Origin of the sequence: Macrococcus bovicus (assembly GCF_004359575.1) — a bacterium.
GTDB lineage: Bacteria > Bacillota > Bacilli > Staphylococcales > Staphylococcaceae > Macrococcus > Macrococcus bovicus.
Map to the genome: position 1 here is coordinate 68427 of NZ_SCWF01000007.1, position 23973 is coordinate 92399.

Annotated in this window: 23 protein-coding genes; 3 read left to right on the forward strand and 20 right to left on the reverse strand. The window is 47.8% G+C overall.

Going from position 1 to position 23973, the window contains the following annotated elements; translation table 11 throughout:
* Window positions 1-115 precede the first annotated feature (115 nt).
* The 15 genes from ERX55_RS07540 to ERX55_RS07610 form a co-directional block, all read right to left on the reverse strand.
* Window positions 116-1594, reverse strand: a complete 1479-nt coding sequence (locus ERX55_RS07540; RefSeq protein WP_133451964.1) for an aldehyde dehydrogenase family protein — start codon at window positions 1592-1594, stop codon at window positions 116-118.
* 163 nt (window positions 1595-1757) lie between these two features.
* The gene (gene ffh / locus ERX55_RS07545; protein WP_133451965.1) at window positions 1758-3110 is read right to left on the reverse strand and encodes a signal recognition particle protein; all 1353 of its coding nucleotides are present in this window, start codon (window positions 3108-3110) and stop codon (window positions 1758-1760) included.
* An 11-nt stretch (window positions 3111-3121) separates the two neighbouring features.
* A complete protein-coding gene (locus ERX55_RS07550; RefSeq protein ID WP_424960684.1) occupies window positions 3122-3448 on the reverse strand; it encodes a putative DNA-binding protein in 327 nt (108 codons plus the stop codon).
* Window positions 3438-4616, reverse strand: coding sequence for a signal recognition particle-docking protein FtsY (gene ftsY / locus ERX55_RS07555; RefSeq protein WP_133451966.1), 1179 nt, complete (start codon window positions 4614-4616; stop codon window positions 3438-3440). The genes ERX55_RS07550 and ftsY overlap by 11 nt, the downstream gene beginning before the upstream one ends.
* Entirely contained in the window at window positions 4613-8137 is a 3525-nt protein-coding gene (gene smc / locus ERX55_RS07560) for a chromosome segregation protein SMC (protein ID WP_133451967.1), read from the reverse strand. The genes ftsY and smc overlap by 4 nt, the downstream gene beginning before the upstream one ends.
* 1 nt (window position 8138) lies before the next feature.
* The gene (gene rnc / locus ERX55_RS07565) at window positions 8139-8864 is read right to left on the reverse strand and encodes a ribonuclease III (protein ID WP_133451968.1); all 726 of its coding nucleotides are present in this window, start codon (window positions 8862-8864) and stop codon (window positions 8139-8141) included.
* An 88-nt stretch (window positions 8865-8952) separates the two neighbouring features.
* Window positions 8953-9186 carry an acyl carrier protein gene (locus ERX55_RS07570; protein ID WP_133430970.1) on the reverse strand — a complete coding sequence of 78 codons (234 nt, stop codon included), beginning with the start codon at window positions 9184-9186 and terminating at the stop codon, window positions 8953-8955.
* A 21-nt stretch (window positions 9187-9207) separates the two neighbouring features.
* Window positions 9208-9942: a 3-oxoacyl-[acyl-carrier-protein] reductase gene (fabG, locus tag ERX55_RS07575; RefSeq protein ID WP_133451969.1), complete on the reverse strand. Its 735-nt coding sequence runs from the start codon at window positions 9940-9942 to the stop codon at window positions 9208-9210.
* On the reverse strand, window positions 9924-10835 hold the full coding sequence (fabD, locus tag ERX55_RS07580; protein ID WP_133451970.1) for an ACP S-malonyltransferase: 912 nt from the start codon (window positions 10833-10835) through the stop codon (window positions 9924-9926). The genes fabG and fabD overlap by 19 nt, the downstream gene beginning before the upstream one ends.
* The gene (gene plsX, locus ERX55_RS07585; protein ID WP_133451971.1) at window positions 10828-11805 is read right to left on the reverse strand and encodes a phosphate acyltransferase PlsX; all 978 of its coding nucleotides are present in this window, start codon (window positions 11803-11805) and stop codon (window positions 10828-10830) included. Before plsX ends, fabD begins: the two co-directional genes overlap by 8 nt.
* Complete coding sequence (fapR, locus tag ERX55_RS07590; RefSeq protein WP_133451972.1) at window positions 11805-12371, reverse strand: transcription factor FapR; 567 nt, start codon at window positions 12369-12371, stop codon at window positions 11805-11807. The genes plsX and fapR overlap by 1 nt, the downstream gene beginning before the upstream one ends.
* A 95-nt stretch (window positions 12372-12466) precedes the next feature.
* Window positions 12467-13087, reverse strand: a complete 621-nt coding sequence (locus ERX55_RS07595; RefSeq protein WP_133451973.1) for a class A sortase — start codon at window positions 13085-13087, stop codon at window positions 12467-12469.
* Window positions 13088-13097: 10 nt separating this feature from the next.
* On the reverse strand, window positions 13098-15134 hold the full coding sequence (gene recG / locus ERX55_RS07600; RefSeq protein ID WP_133451974.1) for an ATP-dependent DNA helicase RecG: 2037 nt from the start codon (window positions 15132-15134) through the stop codon (window positions 13098-13100).
* 293 nt (window positions 15135-15427) lie between these two features.
* A complete protein-coding gene (locus ERX55_RS07605; protein WP_133451975.1) occupies window positions 15428-17065 on the reverse strand; it encodes a DAK2 domain-containing protein in 1638 nt (545 codons plus the stop codon).
* 14 nt (window positions 17066-17079) lie between these two features.
* The gene (locus tag ERX55_RS07610; protein ID WP_133451976.1) at window positions 17080-17454 is read right to left on the reverse strand and encodes an Asp23/Gls24 family envelope stress response protein; all 375 of its coding nucleotides are present in this window, start codon (window positions 17452-17454) and stop codon (window positions 17080-17082) included.
* Window positions 17455-17652: 198 nt separating this feature from the next.
* Between ERX55_RS07610 and rpmB the strand changes: the two genes are divergently transcribed.
* Window positions 17653-17841, forward strand: a complete 189-nt coding sequence (gene rpmB, locus ERX55_RS07615) for a 50S ribosomal protein L28 (RefSeq protein ID WP_133451977.1) — start codon at window positions 17653-17655, stop codon at window positions 17839-17841.
* 46 nt (window positions 17842-17887) lie between these two features.
* Here the strand turns inward: rpmB and ERX55_RS07620 are convergent, their stop codons facing one another.
* Genes ERX55_RS07620 through ERX55_RS07640 form a run of 5 tightly spaced genes read right to left on the reverse strand, consistent with a single transcriptional unit; the run spans window position 17888 to window position 22048 of the window.
* Window positions 17888-18526 (reverse strand): thiamine diphosphokinase, encoded by a 639-nt coding sequence (locus ERX55_RS07620; RefSeq protein WP_165983745.1) that lies wholly within the window; start codon window positions 18524-18526, stop codon window positions 17888-17890.
* Between the two features lie 2 nt (window positions 18527-18528).
* The gene (rpe, locus tag ERX55_RS07625) at window positions 18529-19176 is read right to left on the reverse strand and encodes a ribulose-phosphate 3-epimerase (RefSeq protein WP_133451979.1); all 648 of its coding nucleotides are present in this window, start codon (window positions 19174-19176) and stop codon (window positions 18529-18531) included.
* Complete coding sequence (rsgA, locus tag ERX55_RS07630; protein WP_133451980.1) at window positions 19173-20045, reverse strand: ribosome small subunit-dependent GTPase A; 873 nt, start codon at window positions 20043-20045, stop codon at window positions 19173-19175. The genes rpe and rsgA overlap by 4 nt, the downstream gene beginning before the upstream one ends.
* Window positions 20046-20076: 31 nt before the next feature.
* The gene (locus ERX55_RS07635) at window positions 20077-21399 is read right to left on the reverse strand and encodes a sensor histidine kinase (protein ID WP_133451981.1); all 1323 of its coding nucleotides are present in this window, start codon (window positions 21397-21399) and stop codon (window positions 20077-20079) included.
* Window positions 21392-22048, reverse strand: coding sequence for a response regulator transcription factor (locus tag ERX55_RS07640; RefSeq protein ID WP_133451982.1), 657 nt, complete (start codon window positions 22046-22048; stop codon window positions 21392-21394). The genes ERX55_RS07635 and ERX55_RS07640 overlap by 8 nt, the downstream gene beginning before the upstream one ends.
* 80 nt (window positions 22049-22128) lie before the next feature.
* Between ERX55_RS07640 and ERX55_RS07645 the strand changes: the two genes are divergently transcribed.
* Both ERX55_RS07645 and ERX55_RS07650 read left to right on the forward strand, forming a co-directional pair.
* The gene (locus tag ERX55_RS07645; RefSeq protein ID WP_133451983.1) at window positions 22129-23148 is read left to right on the forward strand and encodes an ABC transporter permease; all 1020 of its coding nucleotides are present in this window, start codon (window positions 22129-22131) and stop codon (window positions 23146-23148) included.
* Between the two features lies 1 nt (window position 23149).
* Entirely contained in the window at window positions 23150-23842 is a 693-nt protein-coding gene (locus tag ERX55_RS07650; RefSeq protein WP_133451984.1) for an ABC transporter ATP-binding protein, read from the forward strand.
* Window positions 23843-23973 lie beyond the last annotated feature (131 nt).

The following is a 23973-nucleotide window of genomic DNA, read 5'->3' on the forward strand; positions in this document are numbered from 1 at the left end:
TCAGACAATATTTCTAGCGCCACAGCCTTACCCGGAAATTTTGAGCAGTGAGAGAACAATCACGTCCTGAATGTTGCTTCAACTGAAAAAACCCTGCCGAAGCAGGGCCTTTCATTTAATATAAGCCTTTAGGTTCATCTGTCAGATCAATATAGATACCTTTGACCTGCTGATAGTTACGGATGGTCTCACGGTATGTCTCACGACCGATACCCGACTTTTTGTAGCCACCGAACGGCGAACCAGCTGGGATCTGGTTATAAGTGTTGATCCAGACACGTCCTGTATCAATACGGTTCGCGATATTAAGCGCACGATTAATATCTTTCGTGAAGATACCTCCACCAAGACCGTATTCCGAATCATTGGCAAGTTCAATCACTTCTTCTACATCGCTGAACTTCTGAACAACAAGTACAGGCCCGAAGATCTCTTCCTGGGCAAGACGGCTGTCATTAGAATTGATCTCAATGATAGTCGGCTGGAAGAAGTGTCCTTTATCCAGTCCATTGTCTGTGATCCGAGCGCCGCCTGTCACGATATGCTGTCCTTCTTCTTTGGCGATCTGAATATAGCTTTCAATCTTATCAATCTGTGCCTGACCTGTCTGCGAACCCATCTGAGTCTCCATATCCATAGGATCACCGACTTTAACATTTTCAAAGGCAGTCTTCAGTCTGCCGATAAACTCATCATAGAACTTGTCTTCAACAAAGAGCCTTGAGCCTGCACTGCATACTTCCCCTTGATTGAACAGGATCCCCAGCTGCACCCCTTCAACCGCCTGCTCAATATTGGCATCACTGAAAATAATATTGGCACTCTTACCGCCCAGTTCAAGTGTGGCAGGCACTAACCGTTCTGCACCCGCCTGCGCGACAGTATAACCGACTTCAGTGGAACCTGTAAATGACAGTTTCGCTACATCTTTGTGGTTGAAGATAGCATTACCGGATTCTGAACCTTTACCTGTAAGGATATTGACGACACCTGCAGGCAGGATGTCTTTAATGATTTCTGCTAGTTTCAGAACACTGTAAGGTGTTGAAGATGAAGGCTGTATCACAATGGTATTCCCTGCTGCCAGTGCAGGCGCTAATTTCCATGCTGCAAGCAGGAACGGGAAGTTCCATGCTACAACTGCACCGACGACACCGATCGGCTCATGGCGAATGATGTTCATGGTCTTAGCATCCATATCCTGGACAGAACCCTCATCCAGACGAATCACACTTGCGAAGTAGCGATAGTGATCTGCTGCTGTCGGGATATCAATCATAGAAGATTCACGGATGGCCTTCCCGGTATTCAGAGATTCGATCTGAGCGATTTCATCTTTATGTGCCATAATAGCATCCGCAATCTGAGTTAAATAGTCAGCACGTTCCACAGGAGATGTGTAACGCCAAGTCTTGAATGCTTCTTTCGCTGCCTGGACCGCTTTATCCACATCGCTTTCAGATGCCTTAGCAACCCGGCCTAACACTTCGCTTGTTGCCGGATTGGACACTTCAAGTGTCTCATTACCTTCTGCCGCTACAAACTCACCGTTGATAAATAACCCGTATGTCTCTTTGATCACTTCATTAGTCATTCATATTGCCTCCTCAATTTAGATATAAGTTAATTATAATGAATAAAGGAAAATAATAGCAAATAAAATGCTTGAATATTCTGTTAATATATCTCGTGTAGAAGCTGAAACTTGTCATTTAATAAAAACAAAAAACCGGCTACATCAGTAGCCGGTTTAAAATTTAAAACGGTAAGTTCATGCCCTGGAATGGATTGCGGCCTTTTTTGCCTTTTTTCATGCCAGAGAACTGTTTCATCATTTTCTTCATTTCCTCAAACTGCTTGATCAGTCTGTTGACTTCCGCCATGCTGCGTCCTGATCCTGCTGCTATCCGTTTTTTACGCGATACATTGATGACTGACGGATCTTTTCTCTCTTTAGCCGTCATGGAACGAATGATTGCTTCAACGTGGTCAATCTGTTTCGGATTCATGTTCAATGACTGAACATTCTTCATTTTGCTTGCACCTGGAATCATCTTCAGTAAATCATCCAGCGGTCCTAAGTTCCGGACCTGATCCAGCTGTTCCAGGAAGTCATCGAACGTGAAGGATGAGGTCTTCATCTTCTGTTCAAGTTCCTTCGCTTTTGTCTCATCGACAGATGCCTGGGCTTTTTCGATCAGGCTCAGGACGTCACCCATACCGAGGATACGGGACGCCATTCGTTCCGGATGGAAAGGCTCAAGGCCGTCCATCTTCTCACTCATACCGACAAATTTGATCGGTTTCTGCGTCACGCTTCGAATAGACAGCGCTGCACCACCACGTGTGTCACCATCTAATTTTGTCAGTGTCACCCCTGTGACATCCAGCTGCTGATCAAAGCTTTCTGCGACGTTGACAGCATCCTGACCGGTCATCGCATCAACGACGAGCATGATTTCATCCGGCTTGGACACTTCTTTAACGTCGACCAGTTCGTTCATCAGCGCTTCATCGATATGAAGTCGGCCGGCTGTATCGATAATGACAAAGTCCAGATGCTCTTCCTTGGCATATTGCAGCGCCTGACGGGTGATTTCCTCAGGCTTGACCTGGTCCCCTAGTGTGAAAACAGGAATATCAATCTGCTTGCCGACTGTCTGCAGCTGCTGAATCGCAGCGGGACGGTAAATATCACACGCAACCAGTAAGGGCTTCTTGTTGTATTTCTTGCGCATCAAGAGTGCCAGTTTGCCGGCAGTCGTTGTTTTACCTGCCCCCTGCAGACCGACCATCATGACAACTGTCGGTGGCTTCTTGCTCATGTTGATCTGTGTATTCTCGCCGCCCATCAGCTGCGTCAGTTCATCCTGTACAATCTTGATGACCTGCTGTCCTGGTGTCAGTGAAGTCATGACATCACTGCCGAGCGCGCGTTCTGATACTGTCGTTACGAATTGTTTGACAACTTTGAAGTTAACATCGGCTTCAAGAAGTGCCAGACGCACTTCTCGCATCATCACTTTGATGTCTGCTTCTGTTACCTTCCCTTTACCTCTAATTTTTTGCATGGTCGCCTGGAGTCTGTCTGATAATCCTTCAAATGCCATGCGATGACCCCCTATTCAATCATTTCTAACTGTTCTAATTTAGCTATCAAGGCTTTATCTTCAGTCATTGCCTTCATCTCTGTTATCAGCTGCTGTCTTTCCTCAAATTTCCGGTAAAGCCCGAGCTTCACCTCATAATCCTCCAGCAGTTCGTCAGTCCGTTTAATATTATCATAAACTGCCTGTCTCGACACCTCAAAAGTCTCTGCGATTTCAGATAGTGACTCGTCATCCAGATAATAGCGTTCCAGATAATTGCGCTGTTTATCTGTCAGGAGGCCCTGATAGAAATCAAAGAGATAATTCATACGCATTGTTTTATCTATATTAGCCTGCATGATGATCTTCCGTTGTTTCGACCTCACTGTTCTCAATCATATCTGCAAAAAGACCGTAGACATAGCTTTCCGCATCAAACGGCTGCAGGTCATCCAGCTTCTCACCGAGTCCGACGAATTTAACCGGGATATGCAGTTCATTGCGGATGGCGAGAACGATGCCCCCTTTAGCTGTACCATCCAGTTTGGTCAGGACGATACCTGTGACATCTGTCACTTCTTTGAAGGCTTTGGCCTGGACGAGTGCGTTCTGTCCTGTTGTCGCATCCAGTGCCAGGAGCACTTCATGCGGCGCACCTGCTACTGCTTTTGACAATACTTTCTTCACTTTCTCAAGCTCATTCATCAGATTTGCTTTATTCTGCAGACGGCCGGCTGTATCACAGATCAGGATGTCGACGCCTTTGTTCTTGGCCGCATTGATGGCATCATACATGACGGCAGCAGGATCTGAGCCTTCAGATTGCTTGACCACTTCCACACCGACACGGTCTCCCCAGATCTGCAGCTGTTCAATCGCCCCTGCACGGAATGTATCCCCGGCAGCGAGCATCACTGTCTTGCCTTGCTGGCGGTAGCGATGCGCGAGTTTACCGATTGTGGTCGTTTTGCCGACCCCGTTGACACCGACCATCAGGATGACCGTCAGTTCACCTTCCTGAATGTTCATCGCCTGCAGTTCATCGTCTTCCTGCTCATAGATTTCGACGATTTTCTCGACAATCACTTCTCTCAGGTCGGCAGTCTCAGTGATATTGCGACGCTTCGCTTCGAATCTTAAAGATTCAACCAGCTCCATCACCGTATTGAAGCCGACATCGGCCTGAATCAGCATCTCTTCCAATGCTTCGAAGAAATCCTCGTCAACTGTACGGTAATGTGCGAGCAGATCATTCAGTCTGTTCTGGAAGTTTTCACGCGATTTCTCGAGCCCCTGACGGAACTTCGCACCGATCTGCTGTGCTTCAAGTTCCTCAAACTCTTCGATGGACATCAGGTCATCATCATCAAAATCGAATGTCCAGTCGCTGTTTTTCTTTACCGGTGGCTCCACTTGTCTTTCAGTAAGAGGAGGCGCCTGTTCATCTTCCAGCGGTTCTAACGGCAGTTCCTCGCGCGGTTCTTCTGTCGGCGCAAATCTATCTCTTAGTCGTTTGAAAAAACTCATTTTGTAAGCTCCTTTATCTCATTATGGTTTAATTCATTTAAATCTACACTGACCATCTGCGTAATGCCTGAATTCTGCATGGTCACACCGTAAAGTCTGTCTGCTGCTTCCATTGTACCTTTTCTGTGCGTAATCACAATGAATTGTGTATCGCGGCTCAGCGATTTCACGTAACGGCCGAAGCGCAGGACATTCGCCTCGTCCAGTGCCGCTTCGACTTCGTCCAGTATCACAAACGGTGCCGTTCTGACCTTCAGTATGGCAAAGAGCAGTGCGACGGCAGTCAGCGCACGCTCACCGCCAGATAAGAGAGTCAGATGCTGACGCTTCTTACCTGGCGGCTCCACTATGATGTCCAGCCCCGCTGTCAGGACATCAGCAGAATTCAGTTTAATTTCACCGTTTCCACCGCCAAACAGTTCACTGAAAACTTGGGCAAAATTTGACTGAACCTGGGTGAAAGTGTCATTGAATCTGGCCGTCACTTCTTCATCCATCTCTGTCATAATCGTCTCCAGTGTCGCTTTCGCTGACAGCAGGTCTGTCTGCTGTTCGGACAGGAAGTCATAACGTGCCTTGACATCCTTGTACTGCTGGATGGCATGCGGATTGACAGGTCCAAGCTCCTCAATGGCCAGTTTCGTCAGTTTGACCCGCTTCCGCGCGGCATCGATATCTGCCGGCTCAGCATAGAGGCTCTCTGCTGCTTCAAAGGTCATATGATAGTCTTCCATCAGGTGATAGATCAGCGATTCCAGCTGGACATCAATCCGTGAATACTGTCCTTTCATCTCACCGATGCCATTCTCCAGATTATTCAGCTGACGCATCAGTTCATGATAGTTCTCCTGCTGTTCTTTCATATCGGCTGTCACTTCTTCCGCGACTGCCTTATCCTGCTCAAACTGCTGTGTCACTGCTGATAATCTTTCTTCACTCTGCTTGATGTCTGACTTGAGCGCAGCTATTTGCTCCTCGATATCCTCAATCTCTTCTACTGCTTCTAAGTCTGACAGGGCAGATTTCACCTGCTGCAGCCGCTCATCATTCGTCAGCTGCTTATCCTGCTGATACTTCAGCCGCTCTTCCAGCATGACTTTTCTTTGCCGGATATCACTGAGTGCCTGACTGACCTCTTTTTCGATGGAACGTGCGTCTGTCTGCAGCAGCTGATAATCAGCAATCTGCTGCTCTATTCTTTTCAACTGATCATCACTTTCTGCCATCGAGGCGTTTAGACGCTCATAATTTTGGTCGTATTCGTTCTTCTGTCTGAGCCGTTCATCATGCTGCTGATGGATAGCTTTTAAGGTATAGAGACGCGATTGAAGTTCATCGCGCTGCATCTTAAGCGTACGTTCCTCTTCTGCCAGGTCTTCACCTGCACGCTGCAGCTTCTGAGCTTCAAAGTCAGCGTCAGTGATCTCTGTTTTCAGGCCGTTATACTCATCCTCAAGTGCTGACAGCTGCTGCTGGTAAGTGGTGAGCTGGGCAGTCACCTGCTCCAGTTCTTCTTTCTGTCTGAGAAGAACTGACGGCTGATTCACACTTCCGCCTGTCATCGAGCCGCCTGGATTGACGATATCACCGTCCAGCGTCACGATACGGAACTTATAGTTCGTCTGTCTGGCGATCGTGTTGGCTGCATCAAGATTCTCAGCCACAGCCACCAGTCCCGTCAGATTACGCACGATCGAGGTATATTGCGGTGCAGCGGTAATCAGATCAGCAAGCTGACCGATGTAGCCGTCTATCTGCTGCATGCTGAGACGTATACTCTCTGCCATTACTTTCGGCTGAATGGTTGAGAGGGGCAGGAAAGTCGCACGCCCGCCTTTTCGTTTCTTCAGGAACTGGATAGCTGCGCGTGCGCTTTTTTCGTCTTCAGCCACAATACTCTGAAGCTGGCCGCCGAGCGCGATATCCAGTGCGGTCTGATATTTTGAGTCGATATCAATCAGTTCAGCGACCGCCCCGTGGATGCCGTCGAGCTTTTCTCGCAGCACCACTCTTACACCGTGGTAGTAGCCCTGGTATTCAGACTGCATCGCTGTCAGACTCTGCTGTTTGGACTTCAGCTGGTCGAGATAACGATGACCCTGACGCAGCTGCTCATCCAGTTCACGGTAACGCGTCTGCTTCCTCTGGATATCAGCCAGACATTCCTTATAAGCGGTCCGCTTGGCTGTCAGTTCTGTTTCCAGTTTGCCGAGTTTATCTTCAAAAGCTGCCTGATCTCTCACTATGTCCTGATAGTCCTGATGATCTGCTTGATTCTCAGTGAAATAGCGCTCTAAAGCTGCCAGTTCCTTTTCAATATACTTCAGCTCATTTCTCGCAGCTGTCTGGTCACTCAGCACCTGATAATACTGGTCGCGGGCTGATTCAATCAGCGCGGCAATATCACCGTCCAGTTCAGACAGCTTCTTCAAAGCATCCCGTTCTTCCTGCCGCACTTCTGTCAGCTCTTCTTTCAGGGCAGCTGTCACGTCCGCTTGTTCTTCTGCCAGCTGCTGCAGGGTTTTCAGTTCTGCCTCCAGCTTCTGCAGCTCTTTCTGCTGTCTGGCTTCTGCTTGTGACTGGTTGTCCTGTTTTTCGTACAGGACAGAGAGCCGGCCCTGCTGACGTTCCAGTCGGGTGGACAGTTCCAGCCGCTCCCGATTAAGGCGCTCCTGATTATCAGCGAGTGCAGCCTGTCTCTCACTCAGATGGCCGAGTGCTATCTCAAGCTTGTCAGCCCGCTCTTTTTTGATCAGAATCATATCCTTGAATTCTTTGATCTCGGTTTCCAGACGGGCATAGTCTGATTTCAGCGCCTTGATATCAGTCACGGTCACCTGAATATCCGCTTCAGTCATCTCCTGTGTCAGTGCCTGGTGTTCCTCTGCCGCAGCTGACTCAATGGCCAGTGGTTCTACCCGGGCCTCGAGGTCGAAGATGATATCGCTGACACGTGACAGATTGAGCATCGTCTCATCGAGCTTAGAGGCTGTCTCTTTCTTACGTTTCTTATATTTGAGGACGCCCGCCGCTTCTTCTATCATATGGCGTCTCTCTTCTGGTTTCGCATTCAATATCTCATCGACTTTCCCCTGGGATATCATACTGAAGGATTCCTTCCCGAGGCCGGTATCAAGAAACAGTTCGGTAATATCTTTCAGCCTGCTTTTGGTCTGATTGATGAAATACTCACTCTCACCGGAACGATAGAGTCTTCTTGTGATGTTCAGCTGGTCAGCTGCATCGATTATGTGCTCGCTATTGTCCAGCTTAAGTGTCACCTCTGCATAGTTCAGCGCCTGACGTTTCTCTGTGCCGGAGAAGATGACATCCTCCATCCGGGCACCGCGCAGACTCTTCGCCGACTGTTCACCGAGCACCCAGCGGATAGCGTCTGTGATATTGCTCTTCCCTGAGCCGTTCGGACCGATAATAGCGGTCAGGCCCTGATCAAACTCTACTTTCGTCTTATCGGCAAATGATTTAAAACCATATGCTTCGACTGCCTTTAAATAAACCATTCTATTCTCCTAACTGCACGGACTCCAGCGCGATTCTCGCCGCCTGCTGCTCTGATTCTTTCTTCGTCCGCCCTGTACCGACACCGATGACATCGGTATCTGACAGCACTTCGGACGTGAATTCCTTGAAATGTGCAGGCCCTGTCTCATTGACAAGACGGTAGGTGATCTGTCCCCGGCCTCTTTTGTGCATATACTCCTGCAGATACGTCTTGAAGTCGATGGTGCCTGTCAGCAGTTCGTCCACGATATAAGGGAAGATGGCTTTTTCAGCGAAGCGGACAGCCGCATCAAATCCAAGGTCAAGATACAGTGCCCCGATAAAGGCTTCAAATACATCCGCGATCAGTGAAGGGCGTGTTCTGCCGCCTGTCTTCTCTTCACCTTTACCAAGCAGAATCAAGTCGGCAAACTGCTGGTGCGAGGCAAATGTCACAAGTGATGGTTCACAGACGATGGCCGCCCGTAATTTAGTCAGCTGTCCTTCAGACATGTCGCTATGTTCTCGGTAGAGATACTGAGAAACCACCAATTCTAACACCGCGTCCCCTAGAAACTCCAGGCGCTCATTATCCATGATTTTGTTAAGCTTGAAGTCATTGATAAAACTTGAATGTGAGAAAGCCTGTTCATAAAGCTGTCTGTTGACAGGCTGAATAGAAAGCTCTTCCATTTTACGATCTAATTTCTGGTGAAACTGATTTAAGATTGTCTGTTTGCGGTTCATTGATTGCCTCCTTAACGTTATCTCTCCTATTTTACGTTATATATGGACGAAAAAAAAGGAAAAGTGGCCTCTTCTGAGACCACTTCTCTTATTTTTCTAAAGATTCGATGTAGTTCACTGCGTCACCAACTGTGTTGATTTTTTCAGCTTCTTCATCAGGAATCTCCATACCGAATTCATCTTCAAGTTCCATCACGAGTTCCGCGATGTCTAAAGAGTCAGCACCTAAATCATCTTTAAAAGATGCTTCCGGTGTCACTTTGTCAGCGTCTACGCCTAAACGGTCGACGATGATATCTTTTACTTTGTCGAAATTTGCCATTGTTTTCACCTCCTTGAAATGTTAGTTCATGAACATGCCGCCATTGACGTGAATGGTCTGGCCTGTAATATATTTTGCCTTATCAGACGCCAAAAAGCTAGCCGCGTGCGCAACATCTACCACGTCACCGAATCTGCCGAGGGGAATCTGTGCTTTCATACCGTTCTGCAGTTCCTCACTCAGCTGATCGGTCATATCAGAGACGATAAAGCCTGGCGCAATCGCGTTGACCGTGATATTGCGTGAGGCGAGTTCTCTGGCGAATGTCTTGGTCAGCCCTTCAACACCGGCTTTAGCTGCGACATAATTGGCCTGTCCGGCATTACCGATTGAACCGACAATGCTCGAGACATTGATGATCGTGCCTGCGCGCTGCTTCAGCAGTTGACGTGTTACACTCTGCACCACGTTGAAGACACCTGTCAGGTTCGTATCGATGACATCCTGCCACTCCTCTTCTTTCATACGCATCATCAGATTGTCACGCGTAATCCCGGCATTATTGACGATGACATCAATAGAACCGAATGTCTCGATGGCGGACTTGATCATGTCCTGTACTTCCGACTTCTGCGCGATATTGGCCTGTATGGCCACCGCTTTCTGTCCGCGCCGCTCAATTTCTTTCACTACTTCTTCTGCCTTATCCTGACTGCCGGCATAGTTGACCACAATGTCAAAACCGTCTTCAGCCAGCTGCAGGGCAATCGCACGGCCGATACCGCGAGATGCGCCTGTTACGAGTGCTGTTGCCATTCATCATTCCACCCTTCTAAATCTTCTAAAGTTTCAATCGATGTGATTGTGACATCACGGCTGATTTTCTTCACGAGGCCGCCTAATACTTTGCCCGGCCCTATCTCAACGAATTCAGTGACCCCTAATTCGATGAGATTCTGCACCGACTGTTCAAAGCGGACAGGTGAATAGAGCTGCTCTATCAGCTGACGTTTAATGGTCGCTGCATCTGTCTCAGGCGCAGCAGACACATTCTGGACGACAGGCACTTCAGCATCCCGGAATTCAAATCCTTCAATAAATTCACTGAACTCCGCTGCGATGACTTTCATCATAGAGGAATGAAAGGGGCCTGAGACGTTAAGCGGCAACACTCTTTTTGCGCCGAGTGCCTTCCCGTTCTTGACGAGTTCATCAATTTTAGACTGATGACCGGAAACCACGATCTGCCCCGGGCAATTGATGTTCGCAGGCTCGATGACGGCCTCTTCTGTCGACAGCTCCTGACAGAGTGCTTCAACCTCTGCGATCTGCAGGCCGAGAACAGCCGCCATTGCACCGACACCGTTCGGAAAAGCCGATGCCATCAACTGACCGCGTTTGGCCACAATCCGGACTGCGTCTTCTGCACGGATGACGCCGCTTGCTACAAGGGCAGCGTATTCACCGAGACTATGGCCGATCGTATAATCGAAATCAGCGTTAAAACGTTCAAGCAGGGCAGCACTATGACTGACGATGGCCGGCTGAGTATACTCGGTTAAACCAAGCTTCTCTTCATCGCGGGCCATGATAGCCACCATGTCGAAATCCAGCTGTCCTGTCAATGCGTTCACGGCATCTTTCAGGTCGCTCGCCATCCCTAACTTCTGTGAACCCTGCCCAGGAAACATCAGTACACGTTTAGTCATGTGAGACCTCTTTTCTCATCGCCTCGACGACGCCTTCTTGCACAGAATCTTTTGCCTGACGCAGTGCGTTATAAAATGCACGGCCGTCTGAAGAACCATGTGCCTTGATCACGATACCGTTCAGTCCGAACAGGACAGCGCCGCCGTACTCTGCATAATCCATCTTGCCCTTAAGGTTTTGCAGGTCTTTATTCAGGACGCCTGCAGCCAGCTTATTCTTCACGTTCTTCGTCAGCTCCTGCTTCAGCATCTTGAAGATACCGGTCGCTGTCCCTTCCAGTGTCTTCAGGACCATATTGCCGGTAAAGCCATCTGTCACCACCACATCAGCGGCAGAGAGAAGAAGCGTCTTAGACTCCACATTCCCTGTGAAGTTGATGGTGTCCTGCTCTGATAGCAATTTGAAGGTCTCGCGTGTCAGTGCGTTTCCTTTCTTATCTTCCGTTCCGATATTCAGCAGGCCGACAGTCGGGTTCGCAATTTTACGAATCGACTTGGCATAGATGGAGCCCATCTGCGCATATTGCGACAGATGTTCGGGTTTCGCATCAGCATTTGCGCCCATATCCAGCAGAATAAATCCCTTATCATCGATAGTGGGCAGCGTCAGCGCAAGTGCCGGCCGTTCCACGCCTGGCAATCGGCCGACGATAAAGAGTCCGGCAGACATCAGTGCGCCGGTGTTACCCGCCGACACACAGGCATCAGCCTCACCGTATTTCACGGCTTCAGCCATACGGACCATCGAAGCATCTTTCTTGCGGCGGATGGAGCGAACCGGTTCATCCTCCATCGTGATCACTTCTGTGCAGTGCTGAAAAGTGACACGCTCATGTTGAAATGCATATTTCTCATCACCGAACAACAGAATTTCTACATCCGGTTCTTTGTCAAGCATCTGCTTGACGCCTTCTATTACTATATCAGGGGCATTGTCGCCGCCCATCAAGTCTACCGCTATTTTAATCATCACTCTTCTCCTTTACCAAAGTAATACATGACAAACTTGCCTGTGAATATCCGCTGCTGCTGCACCGAGCTCTCCACTTCAATGGTTGCACGTTTTTTACGTTTTTCCTTCAGTACCGCTTTGGTGACAACACGGTCACCGAGTTTAACCGGCTTGATGAACTTGACCTCACTTGAGGCGGTCAATGCCAGTTCATCATCAATTAACGCCACACACAGTGAATTGGCCTGGGCAAAAAGAATATGCCCTCTGGCGATCTGATTACGGTGGAAGACGTGTTCCTCCTGAATATCAAGGATTGAAATCGCTACTTTATCCAGCTGCAGCTCAATAATCTCACCGATGACTTCATCCAGTGGCAGTGCCTTGACTTCATCATGATGCTGCACTGCGACACCTCTGATTCGTTCACGCAGTTCCGGAATGTTCTGTTCGAGCCTGTCCAGACGAATGGTCTGAATACTGACTCCAAATGCTTCACTTAAATCTTCATCTGTCAAAAATGGATTGTCTCGAAGTTTTGACACAAGCTGATTCTGACGCTCTATTTTAGTCATTCTTTTCATACTAGGACATCCTTTTAGTAGTTGGTCTTAATTAGTTTATCATAACTTGCGCTATTTTGTTAAACAATAACTGAAGAAAGCTCCTGAAAAGGAGCTTAAGCTGATGTCACGATGCGTGCTTTCACGATCATGCGCTTTTCAAATAGTAAGGTATCCGGATTATAGCTGTCGCAGGTGATGAGCGTGAGCTCCTGCGGTTTGCCTTTATGCTCTTTCAGCACGTCGACTTGCGCAGGATTAACATCAAAAATATCATAGATCTTATAGTTCTTCTCACCGTCACGAGTCAGAATCGTCACGATATCCCCTTTCTTCGCTCGATCCAGATAGTTGAATCGGATACCGGCACCCTCAACGCGGTGACCTGCGATCGCGACATTCTGCTCACTGAGCTGCTCGCCTTTCTCGACGAGCGTGACACCGTTTTTCAAATTCACTTGTGTGGCCGGCCCTTTTAATAAGGGCTCATTGATATCTGCAGCGGGGATCTTCAGATAGCCGAGCATATCTTCTGTCAGCTTCAGTTTCTCCGGCTCTGTTTTTGTGATCCATTTCTCCAGGTCATTGACTTCCGGAGAGGCTTCATTCTTTTCATAGGCCTGGATGATCTTGTCGTTGACCTGGTCCGTGACCACCGCACGTATATCCTGCCAGAAAAACATGACAACAGCTGCCGCGATCAACAGCAATCCTAAAACCCTGTAAAAAATTCTCATCATTCATCTCCTAGTCCATTTCAAGTGTAGTGACTTCGAGCAGCATTCTTTTCTTCAGCCAGACATTCTCAGGGTCATCAATCTTACCACTTAATATTATTTCACTTGCCTCGTCACGAGCCACTTCGAGCATCCGATAATCTTCCACAATATTCGCGACTTTGAAGTCCGGCAGACCACTTTGTTTTACACCGAAGAAGTCGCCTGGACCCCGCATTTCGAGGTCTTTCTCTGACAACAGGAAACCATCTGTTGTCTGACACATGATCTGCATCCGCTCTATTCCTGTTTCAGTAGAGGGATTACTGATCAAGATGCAGTAACTCTGGTGCGAGCTCCGTCCGACACGTCCGCGCAGCTGATGCAGCGTTGACAGACCGAACCTTTCTGCATCTATTATGATCATCATCGTCGCATTGGGGACGTTCACCCCTACTTCAACGACGGTCGTTGACACCAGGACATCCAGTTCATGACGGCTGAACTGAGCCATGACAGCATCTTTTTCTTCTGAAGACATCCGACCATGAAGGAGGCCGACTCGCTCGCCGAAATGTCCTTTGAAGGTCTCATAAATTTCAACCGCATTCTGCACGTCCAGTTTCTCAGATGCTTCAATCAACGGACAGATGACATACGCCTGACGTCCCTTGGCAATCTCCTGCTTCGTTTGGGCAAGGACCGTCTCCATCTCCTCATGACGGGCCCAGGATGTCTCAATCGGTTTCCGGCCTTTCGGCAGCTCCTTGATCGTTGAGACATCCATCTCCCCGAATACAGAGATAGCCAGCGTCCGCGGGATAGGTGTCGCTGTCATGAAAAGGACGTTGGCGTCGTCGCCTTTCTCCCGCAGCCGCTTACGCTGATTGACCCCGAAGCGATGCTGCTCATCCGTAATGACCAGCCCCAGACGATGGAAAATGACTTCGTCCTGTATTAAGGCGTGGGTCCCGACAATGACATCTATTTCACCCGCTGCCAACTGTTCGAGCAGGATCCGTCGTCTTTTCCCTTTGACGGAACTCGTCAGAAGCGCCACGCGTGCCCGGTCACCGTAAAGACCAGCGAGACTTTCTGCATGCTGCTCCGCCAGAATCTCAGTCGGTACCATGAGCGCACTCTGATAACCAGCTGTCAGCAGTGCATACATGGCGATGGCTGCGACAACCGTCTTACCCGAGCCCACATCTCCCTGCAGCAGCCGGTTCATACGCATCGGCAGTTTAATGTCGCGAAAAATTTCATTGACCACTTTTTTCTGGGCCTCTGTCAATTCAAAGGGCAGCGTTTCAATAAAGGCTCTGACAGCCTGAATATCATAATCAATGCTGACAGCTAGCCCCGCCGCATGTTCTGTCTGATTCAGCATACGCATTTTCAGCTGAAAGAGGAACAGCTCACAGAACGCAAATGTCCGCTTCGCCTGCTTCAGCGCCTGATAATCCTCAGGAAAATGCAGGGTCAGAAGAGATTCTTTCAAGTCCCAGAGCTTATACTTCTCCATCAGATAGGCCGGTATCATCGGTGTGATGTCCGTCGCCTGAAAAGCCTGGCCGACAAACTTCTGAAACTGCTTAGGTTTCACCAGCCCTTTCAGGCTGTACTGCGGGACAAGTGCGTTCTCACTTGATGCGACCGCCTTGCTGAACTTCGTCCCTTGGATTATCTGCTTCGTCCGCTGCCATTTCCCTGTCACTGTCGCAGTGTCCCCTATATTGATCTGATGTTTAATATACGGCTGATTAAAATATTCTACTCGGATCGCCACCCCGTCCACCAGCATATGAAACATGATTTTAGACTTACTGCGCCCAAAATAGCTGACACGCGGCGTACTATAGATTTCACCTGTCACCGTGATTTTTTCTCCGTCTGCTGCCTCATTGATATTGATAACCGTTTCATCTTCATAGCGGTAAGGCAGATGCATAATAATATCACTCATCGTAAAAAGTCCTAAGTCATTGAGCTTTAGGACTGTCTGCGGACCGACCCCTTTAAGATCTGTCAGCGGTCGTTCTGTTTCAATCAGATGTTGTTTAGTCATGCCATCCCTCTTTATACAACCTAATCCTTAACATAGTCTTTATATTAAGTCCATTATGACATAATCAGCGTGAACAGTCTAAAGGGACCCACTGATGGTTCAGCCTAGCCAGTTCTGGCTGATGATGAAAAGTACGATGATAGTGGTGAGAGTGGCCGCAATCAAAGCATAGTAAGTACTCTTATCCTCCTGCATGATGCACCTCCCATTTAATGTATAATTAAATGGCAACATGTATTTTTTGTAAAAAAAGTAAAAAGCTGTTTCCGAGGAAACAGCTTTTCGATATTTCATTATTCAACAGCAAAGATAAAACTATAGATAGGTTGCTGACCTTGATGAACTTCTACTTCCACATCTTCATACTGCGCTTCAATGTAATCAGTTAAGGCATTGACCTGTGCCTCGTCTGTTTCTTCTCCGGCGATAATGGTGACAATTTCACTGTCCTCATCAATCATCGTCTTAAGAAGCTCCTCGCAGACTTTGGTCTGGTCAAAGTCCGACACTGTTATCTTACTTTCAAAGAGACCCATATAGGCACCTTTTGCGATATCCACGCCTTCGATTGAAGTGTCACGGACAGCATATGTGACTGAACCTGATTTCACATGACTGATCGCCTCTCCCATCGCTGCCTTGTTCTCTTCCAGTTCAGCTTCCGGTGTATAGCTGAGCAATGCGGACAGGCCTTGCGGGATGGTTTTAGTCGGAATCACGATCACCGGAATATCCACGACACTCGCAGCCTGTTCAGCCGCCATAATGATGTTTTTATTGTTCGGCAGAATAATCGCTTCTTTACATTGAGATGATTCAATGACTTTGACAATATCCTCTGTTGAAGGATTCATCGTCTGGCCGCCGCTGATGACATGTGTCGCACCGATCGATTCAAAGAGCTGCGTGATCCCCTCACCCATGGAGATCGTGATCACGGCCTTGTCTACGACCTTCGCCTGCTGCTTGATGCCGCGTTTACGCAGTACTTCACGATGCTGTTCACGCATATTTTCAACTTTGATCTTAATGATCTCGCCGTACTGACTACCATAAGTCAGCGCTTCACCCGGTGTTTCAGAGTGGACGTGTGTCTTAACGATCTCATCATCAGAGATAACGAGTAGTGAATCGCCGAACTGCGCCATATCATTTCTGAACTCATCTTCGTCAAATGGCTTCATACCTGACTTAAAACGCACCATGAATTCCGTACAGAAGCCAGGGACGATATCTTCAGTTTTAACCACATCACCGAAATCGTGATCGTCATTGATGAAATTCTCATCCATTTTCACGTTGACAGGTTCAGCGATTTTTTCACCTTTCATGACTGCTAAGAACCCTTCGTAAACATAAACAAGACCCTGTCCGCCGCTATCGACAACGCCTACTTCCTTCAGGACAGGCAACAGGTCAGGTGTCCGTTTGAGTGAGGCATTCCCCGCTTCCACAATCGCCTCCATTACCACGATGACGTCGTCTGTCGATTTAGCGATTTCAGTGGCGTGTTCACTTGCCTCTCTCGCGACTGTCAGAATCGTCCCTTCAACCGGCTTCATCACTGCCTTATATGCTGTCTTAACACCGGAATCGAAGGCCTTCGCAAACTTTTTCGCATCGATATCCTCACATGATTCGATGGATTTTGAGAAGCCGCGGAACAGCTGAGATAAAATAACGCCTGAATTACCGCGTGCACCCATCAGTAATCCTTTAGAGAAGGCTTTCCCTACATTGCCGATATGGGCCTCGATATGTTCTTTTGTCTCTTTTGCACCTGAAGACATTGACAGATTCATATTGGTTCCTGTGTCACCATCCGGTACCGGAAAAACATTCAGAGAATCCACATACTCTGCATTTTGTGATAAGTTATTTGCCCCTGCAGCAATCATTTCAGCAAATAGCTTGCCATCGATTTTGTTCATTAATAAGATCCTCCCTATTCTTCCTCATCCAGTTGAATGACACGTACGCCCTGGATATATATGTTCACTGAGTTCACTTTGAGATTGAGTGTTTTTTCTAGCGTATATTTGACGACTGATTGTACATTATTGGCAATCTCAGAAATCTTCGTACCATATGCGACAATAATGTACATATCTACAGCGAGTGTACCTTCATGCTGCGTGACGATGACGCCTTTAGAATAATTATCCCGTCTTAGGATGTCAGCGATATTATCTCTTACTTGATGCTTACTGGCCATCCCGATGATTCCGTAACATTCAACAGCAGCACCGCCAGCAATCGTTGCGATGACATCATTTGAAATATCAATACTGCCGTATTCATTGTTGATTTCTAAAGTCATAAGGAACCTCCTCATTTAATTGATTCATCATGTTATTATAAGCAATAAACGGCTTCATATACAAGTATTGTGGCAAAAATGAACACGTAGCGGAGAAAACTGACGTTAAAATCATTGCAATGCAATAAATATTGTGTTAAATTACTATGGTGTGGAAAGATAAGTGTATTTCTATATGTCATTAAAGGAGGAAATAACATGGCTAAAGTATGTCACGTTACAGGTCGTAAAGCTGTGACGGGTAATAACCGTTCACACGCTATGAATGCGAACAAACGTCGCTGGAACGCTAACTTACAAAAAGTTAGAATCCTTGTCGATGGTAAACCTAAACGTGTATGGGTCTCAGCTCGTGCACTTAAATCAGGTAAAGTCACTCGCGTTTAATGCATATATAGATACAAAAAAAGACCTTTGTGTGGAAGGTCTTTTTTTATGCATCTTTACTCTGAATCATATAAACCATGCCATTCTCCACTATCACTTGTGCCCGGTCCGTCACAAATTCATTGGACACCGTCCGAGTGGTCCCCATTTTCAGCTGTGTACGCGGTAAAGTGTACTTCAGATCCTCAATCGTCAGAAAGACACCTGCTTCAACCGGAATAAAGGAGATATAGGTCATATCCTGGTAACGCTGGATAATATGAGTCCCTGTCGGCAGCACCTGAATCACATTGACATCATCGACCATAAAGAATTCGCTGGCAGATAACATCACTTCCTTGTTCAACAGTGTCTGCAGGTTGCCGAGAAAATGATCCATTCTGCCGCCTGTCGCGCCGTGGATAAAGACGCGGTCATAGTCGAGCGTAAGCGTATACTGAATCCCCACCTCAAGATCGGTCTCATTCTTTTCAGACGGCAGCACATCTATATCCAGCTCGGCCTGCAAAGTGCTGAGCTCATCGTCTGTCAGTGAATCGAAATCCCCGAATGCCGCAATCGGTCTGATGCCTGCTTGAACCAGCATCACTGCGCCGTAATCAATGCCGATCCAGTCTTCATTTTTCAGCTTCTCCAGTGTGCGCCTGTTGAAGTTGTGTGCTGTACATAATAGATGTAAGTCCAATATTATTCACCTCTTAAAATAGATGTCGGTGTCTGATAATCTTCATGGCCGAAGAAATACGAGCCGGCTACCAGCACATCCGCCCCAGCCTGCCGGCAGACTGCTGCCGTCTGTTCATTGACCCCGCCATCCACTTCTATTTCAAAGTCCAGCCGATGCTGCATCCGGTAGTCTGCGAGAAACTGGATTTTATCGGCCATACTGCCGATAAATGACTGGCCGCCGAATCCCGGGTTGACCGTCATCACCAGCACAAGGTCGACCTCCTGCAGCACCGGCAGCAGCTGCTCGACACTCGTACCTGGATTCAGCGTAACCCCCGCTTTTTTACCCGTCTGTTTAATCTGCTGAATCGCCCGGTGGATATGACAAGTCGCTTCAATATGAACCGTGATGATATCACTGCCCGCTTCAGCAAAAGCTTCTATATAGCGTTCCGGCTCTTCTATCATCAGGTGGCTGTCAATCGTCAGCTCCGTTATTTCCCTCAGCTGCGCTAAAATAGGCAGACCGAAGGAGATATTGGGGACAAAACGGCCATCCATGACATCAAAATGCAGGTAGTCGACACCTGCTTCTTCCAGCCGTCTGACTTCCTCTTTCAGTTCAGTGAAGTCACAGGACAGTAAACTAGGTGCTATTTTCATCAGTATCTCACCTTTCTCGTTTCAATTTCATTCATCATCTGCAGATAATGGTCATAGCGGGACTGAAGGATAGACTCACCTACTTGGGCCTTCACCGCACATTTAGGTTCATTGACATGCAGACATTCGCGGTACTTGCAGTCGTCAGCCGCAGCCACAAACTCAGGAAAGCAGTTCTTGAGCATATACTTGTCGATATGGGCATAATCAAGGGAGCTGAAGCCCGGTGTATCCGCAATATAGCCCTGACTGGTCTTGATGAGCTCGACATGACGCGTCGTATGCTTACCGCGGTTCAGCGCGTTCGAGATCACACCCGTCTCCAGATTGGATTCCGGCCGCACCGCATTGATCAGAGATGATTTACCGACGCCTGACTGTCCACTCAGCACATTGATACCCGGCACCAGCATGTGAAGCATCGCTGACTGATCCTCCAGGTTCGAAATCAGATAGGTCTTATAGCCGATAGACTGATAGTAATCCAGCCTGCTCTGAATAAAGGCTTCCTCGGCTGATGACAGCAGATCTTGCTTCGTCACTATCAGGCTCGGTGTAATATCGTAGCTTTCAACAATGACCAGAAATTTATCAATCAGATTAAGACTGAATGCCGGTTCCTTTGCGCTCATGACAACCAGGACCTGGTCGATATTTGCTACCGGTGGCCGGACAAGCTCATTTTGTCGCGGCAGAAGTTCTGTGATATAGCCTTCCACTTCATTTTCAATCTGAAATTTCACTCTATCTCCGACCAGCGGGGAAAGACCTTTCTTCCTGAAGACGCCTCTCGCCCGGCACTGGAAGCTTTCTCCTTCGCTTTCGACATAATAAAATCCACTTAACGCTTTATAGATTAATCCTTCTCTCACTAAGTCACCTCTTCATTAAATTAGTCCTATTTTAACATATAACCGTTATGGTCGTCCCCTGATTCACTGAACTTTGAACCTCTATTCTGAAACCATGCAGATCAGCAATCTCTTTGACGATAGCCATGCCGAGTCCATTCGACGGTACATGATCCTCGTTACTTTTCGCTTTGAAGAAACGTTCGAACAAGTGTTGCTGCGTCTTATCATCCATGCCTTCACCTTCATCTGTAATCGTGATGACCCGTTCCTTCAAGGTGATCAGTATCGCACCTTCCTGCTTCGAATATTTAATCGCATTGGACAAAAGATTCGTCACCAGCTGCATAAAGAGCGCTCTATGTGCGGTCAGCTCGCTGTCATCAAAATGTGTCGTCAGCAGCAGCTCTTTTTCGTCCAGCTGAAACATGAAGGTGTTGATGACTTCTTTCATCATCTCTCTGCCGCTAAATGTTTCCAGCTGCAGTTCATTGCCTTCATTCTCAATGGCCGCCAGGGTCAGCAGCTGTTTCGTCAGCCCGCTGAGGCGTCTCGACTGATGCTGGATCGCTGCTATGGTCTCGCTGTTGTAACGCTCTGCCAGCTGATCAGTGAGGCCGATCAGATTAGTGATGGGGGACTGTATTTCATGACTGACATTGGCCACAAACCGTTCGTTGACCGCCTGATGATGACGAATGGCGATGGACATCTCCTCCATCTCCCGGGCCAGTTCCCCGATCTCATCGCGTCTAGTAATAGACGACTGGTCACTATAATCACCCGACCGTATCCGTTTCGCATAGAGCTGCAGTTTCTTCACCGGATTCACGAAATAACCTGCGCTCAGTATAATGAAAAACACCGTGAAAATGAAGATATAGACCAGCAAGATGGCAAGAAATATGCGGAACTCGCCCATGCTCTGACCGACGTCCGGCCTGATATATACGCGGTAGTCCTCACCCGCAACTCTCATATCCATCCCGACTGTGTTGCGCGTTTCATTGTCAAAAAAGCCGGTGATGAATAAGTTGAACGGCCGGTCTTTAATTCCGTGATAGATACCCTTGTGACTGTCCTCCAGATTCCTGACCCGAAATGGTGTGCCGTAGTAACGCACTGTATGGTCCTGCACTGTCATCACCTGAAAATTCAGCGACGCCATCTGTGAGAAGAAAGTCGTCGCTTCAATCTCAGGATGTGATTCGATAAAATGTTTCTGTTCTCTGACGATCTGAGTGATGCGCTCATCATTCGCCGGCTTAAGGAACAGATGATAGTAGACGTTGGCGATGATAAAGCTGAGAAGCGCACTCAGACAGAAAGTGAAGAGGGTGGACACAACAAAATGGGTCGACAGCCTCTTAAACATGCTGCACCTTATAGCCGACCCCTCTGACAGTCAGTATCTCAAAGTCAGGATAGGCGGCAAGCCTTTTGCGCAGCCGCTTGATATGGACGTCAATCGTGCGTTCATCACCGTCAAAATCAAATCCCCAGACATGTTCAATCAGCTGTTCACGGCTGCCGACTTTCGGCGCTAATCTGACGAGTTCCGCCAGCAGCTCAAACTCTTTTCGCGGCAGATAGAGCGTATCCTCTCCGACAGTCACTTCATAGCTGTCGACATCAAGCTGCATACGACCGAACGTCAGCACAGACTGCGCCTGATAGCGATTAAGTATCGCATTCACTCTGAACGCCAGTTCCTCCACTAAAAACGGCTTCGTCACATAGTCATCTGTTCCTGCTTCAAAGGCAGAGCGTTTATCACTCAGCTCACTTCTCGCTGTCAGCATGATGACCGGCTTCTCGTAGTACCTCTTAATATGGTCACATAACTCAAAACCATCCATACCGGGCATCATGACATCCACTATACAGAGATCCACTTTCTCATGATCAAGTAGCTGGATCGCGGCGTCACCGTCTGCCGCAAGCAGCACTTCGTACTGCTGCAATCCGCGTGCTACCATCTCACGGATGGCACGTTCGTCATCCACTACCAATATTTTTTTCATCTTTTACCTCCCGTTCATATTCCGTTCATATAACCCTTCTATAATCAGTGTATATTCAAACAATGAAAGGATGTTGACCCATGAAACTCGCACTGCAGGAACTTAAATACTATAAATTTAAATATGCCATGATTACCGCTATTTTATTCCTACTCGCTTTTCTTGTTCTCTTTGTCTCAAGTTTAGCACAAGGACTCGGAAAAGATAATATCTCACTGATTGAAGAGCTGAACAGCAGCCACTACGTTATCAGTGATGACGCCAATCACTCACTGACTGCTTCCCAGTTATCCGACCAGGACATCAAAGAACTGAAGGATCAGGATATCCCCCTTCTGTCCATGCAGCTTGCCACATTTGAGAACAATACCGGGCTTGCAGCTGTCTATATGAAAGATGCCAAACCTGAAATCGCCGAAGGAAGAATGCCCGCGAATAAAAATGAGGTTGCTATCGATGATTATCTGCAGAAGGACATCAAAATCGGCGATACGATCAAGGTCAAAAATAAAGATATTCACTATAAAGTCACCGGTTATGTTCAAGACAATATGTATGCGCATACGGCTGTCGGCTACATGACAGAAGACGGTATCAAAAGAATCAACCCTGCTATCAAGCCGAATATCGGTCTTGTCAATCAGGATGCTGTCAGTAACCTGAGGGACGCAAAGGTCATTTCAGCTGATGATCTGAAGAAAGGCATCGCAAGTTACGAGGCGGAACAGCTGCCACTGAACTTGATGGTCATCTTTCTGTTCGTGATCTCCGCGATAGTCATCGCCGCCTTCTTCTATGTCATCACCATCCAGAAAACAACTGAGTATGGCATCTTGAAGGCGATTGGTTTCAGGAATGCTAAGATTGCCGGTATGATACTGCTGGAAATCCTGATCATTACGACTATCGGTGTCGCTGTGGCGATCGGTCTGACTTTTGTTATTGCCAGCCAGCTACCTGTTACCATGCCGTTCTTCTTAAATAATCAGCTCATCGCTCTACTTGCTGCGTTATTCTTCGTCGTCGGTCTTGTCGGCGCATTACTGTCACTCATCAAGGTCATTCGTATAGACCCGCAACTTGCTTTAGGAGGCGAATAAGATGCTCGAAATCAAAGAAATCACTAAAACTTACGGCACAGGCGAGCAAGCTACAGAAGTGCTGAAAGGTATCAATCTCAATGTGCAGGACGGTGAAATTGTCATCCTCTACGGCCCATCCGGTTCAGGAAAAAGCACGCTACTCACCATTATCGGCGGGCTCTTGACCCCTACTTCCGGAGAAATCGTGCTGGACGGCCGTTCATGGCAGTCATTAAGCGACCAGCAGATGACGGCCATGCGGCTCAGCGATATCGGCTTCATCTTCCAGGCTTCTCACCTACTGCCCTACTTGAACGTCAAAGATCAGCTGACTGCAGTCGCAAAGGAAAACGGGATGTCAGCTCAGGCAGCATCAGAAAGAGCCGCTACCCTGCTGCAGGACTTCGGTCTGACGCACCGCGCGACAGCCTATCCGAACCGGCTGTCAGGCGGAGAGAAACAGCGGACAGCGATTGCCCGGGCGTTCATGAATGCGCCTAAGATGATTTTAGCTGATGAACCGACAGCGAGCCTTGACAAGGAGCGGGCACTGGAAGTGGTGGATATGCTGAAACAACGTGTCAAATCATCGAATACCGTCTGCATCATGATCACCCACGATCAGCGCCTCTTCTCTAAGGCAGACCGTCTCTTGATGCTGGATGATGGTATATTAGTCGACCAGACTTCCCAGATTGCAAGCTTCAATTAAAATAAGAGTCTGGGACATAAGGAGTTCTAGCTTATAAAAAAAGACGAAGAAAAATGTATGTTTAACATTTTTCTTCGTCTTTTTATTGTTTTTACAGATAAGCTGACTACCTACGGTAGCCATTTTCCTGA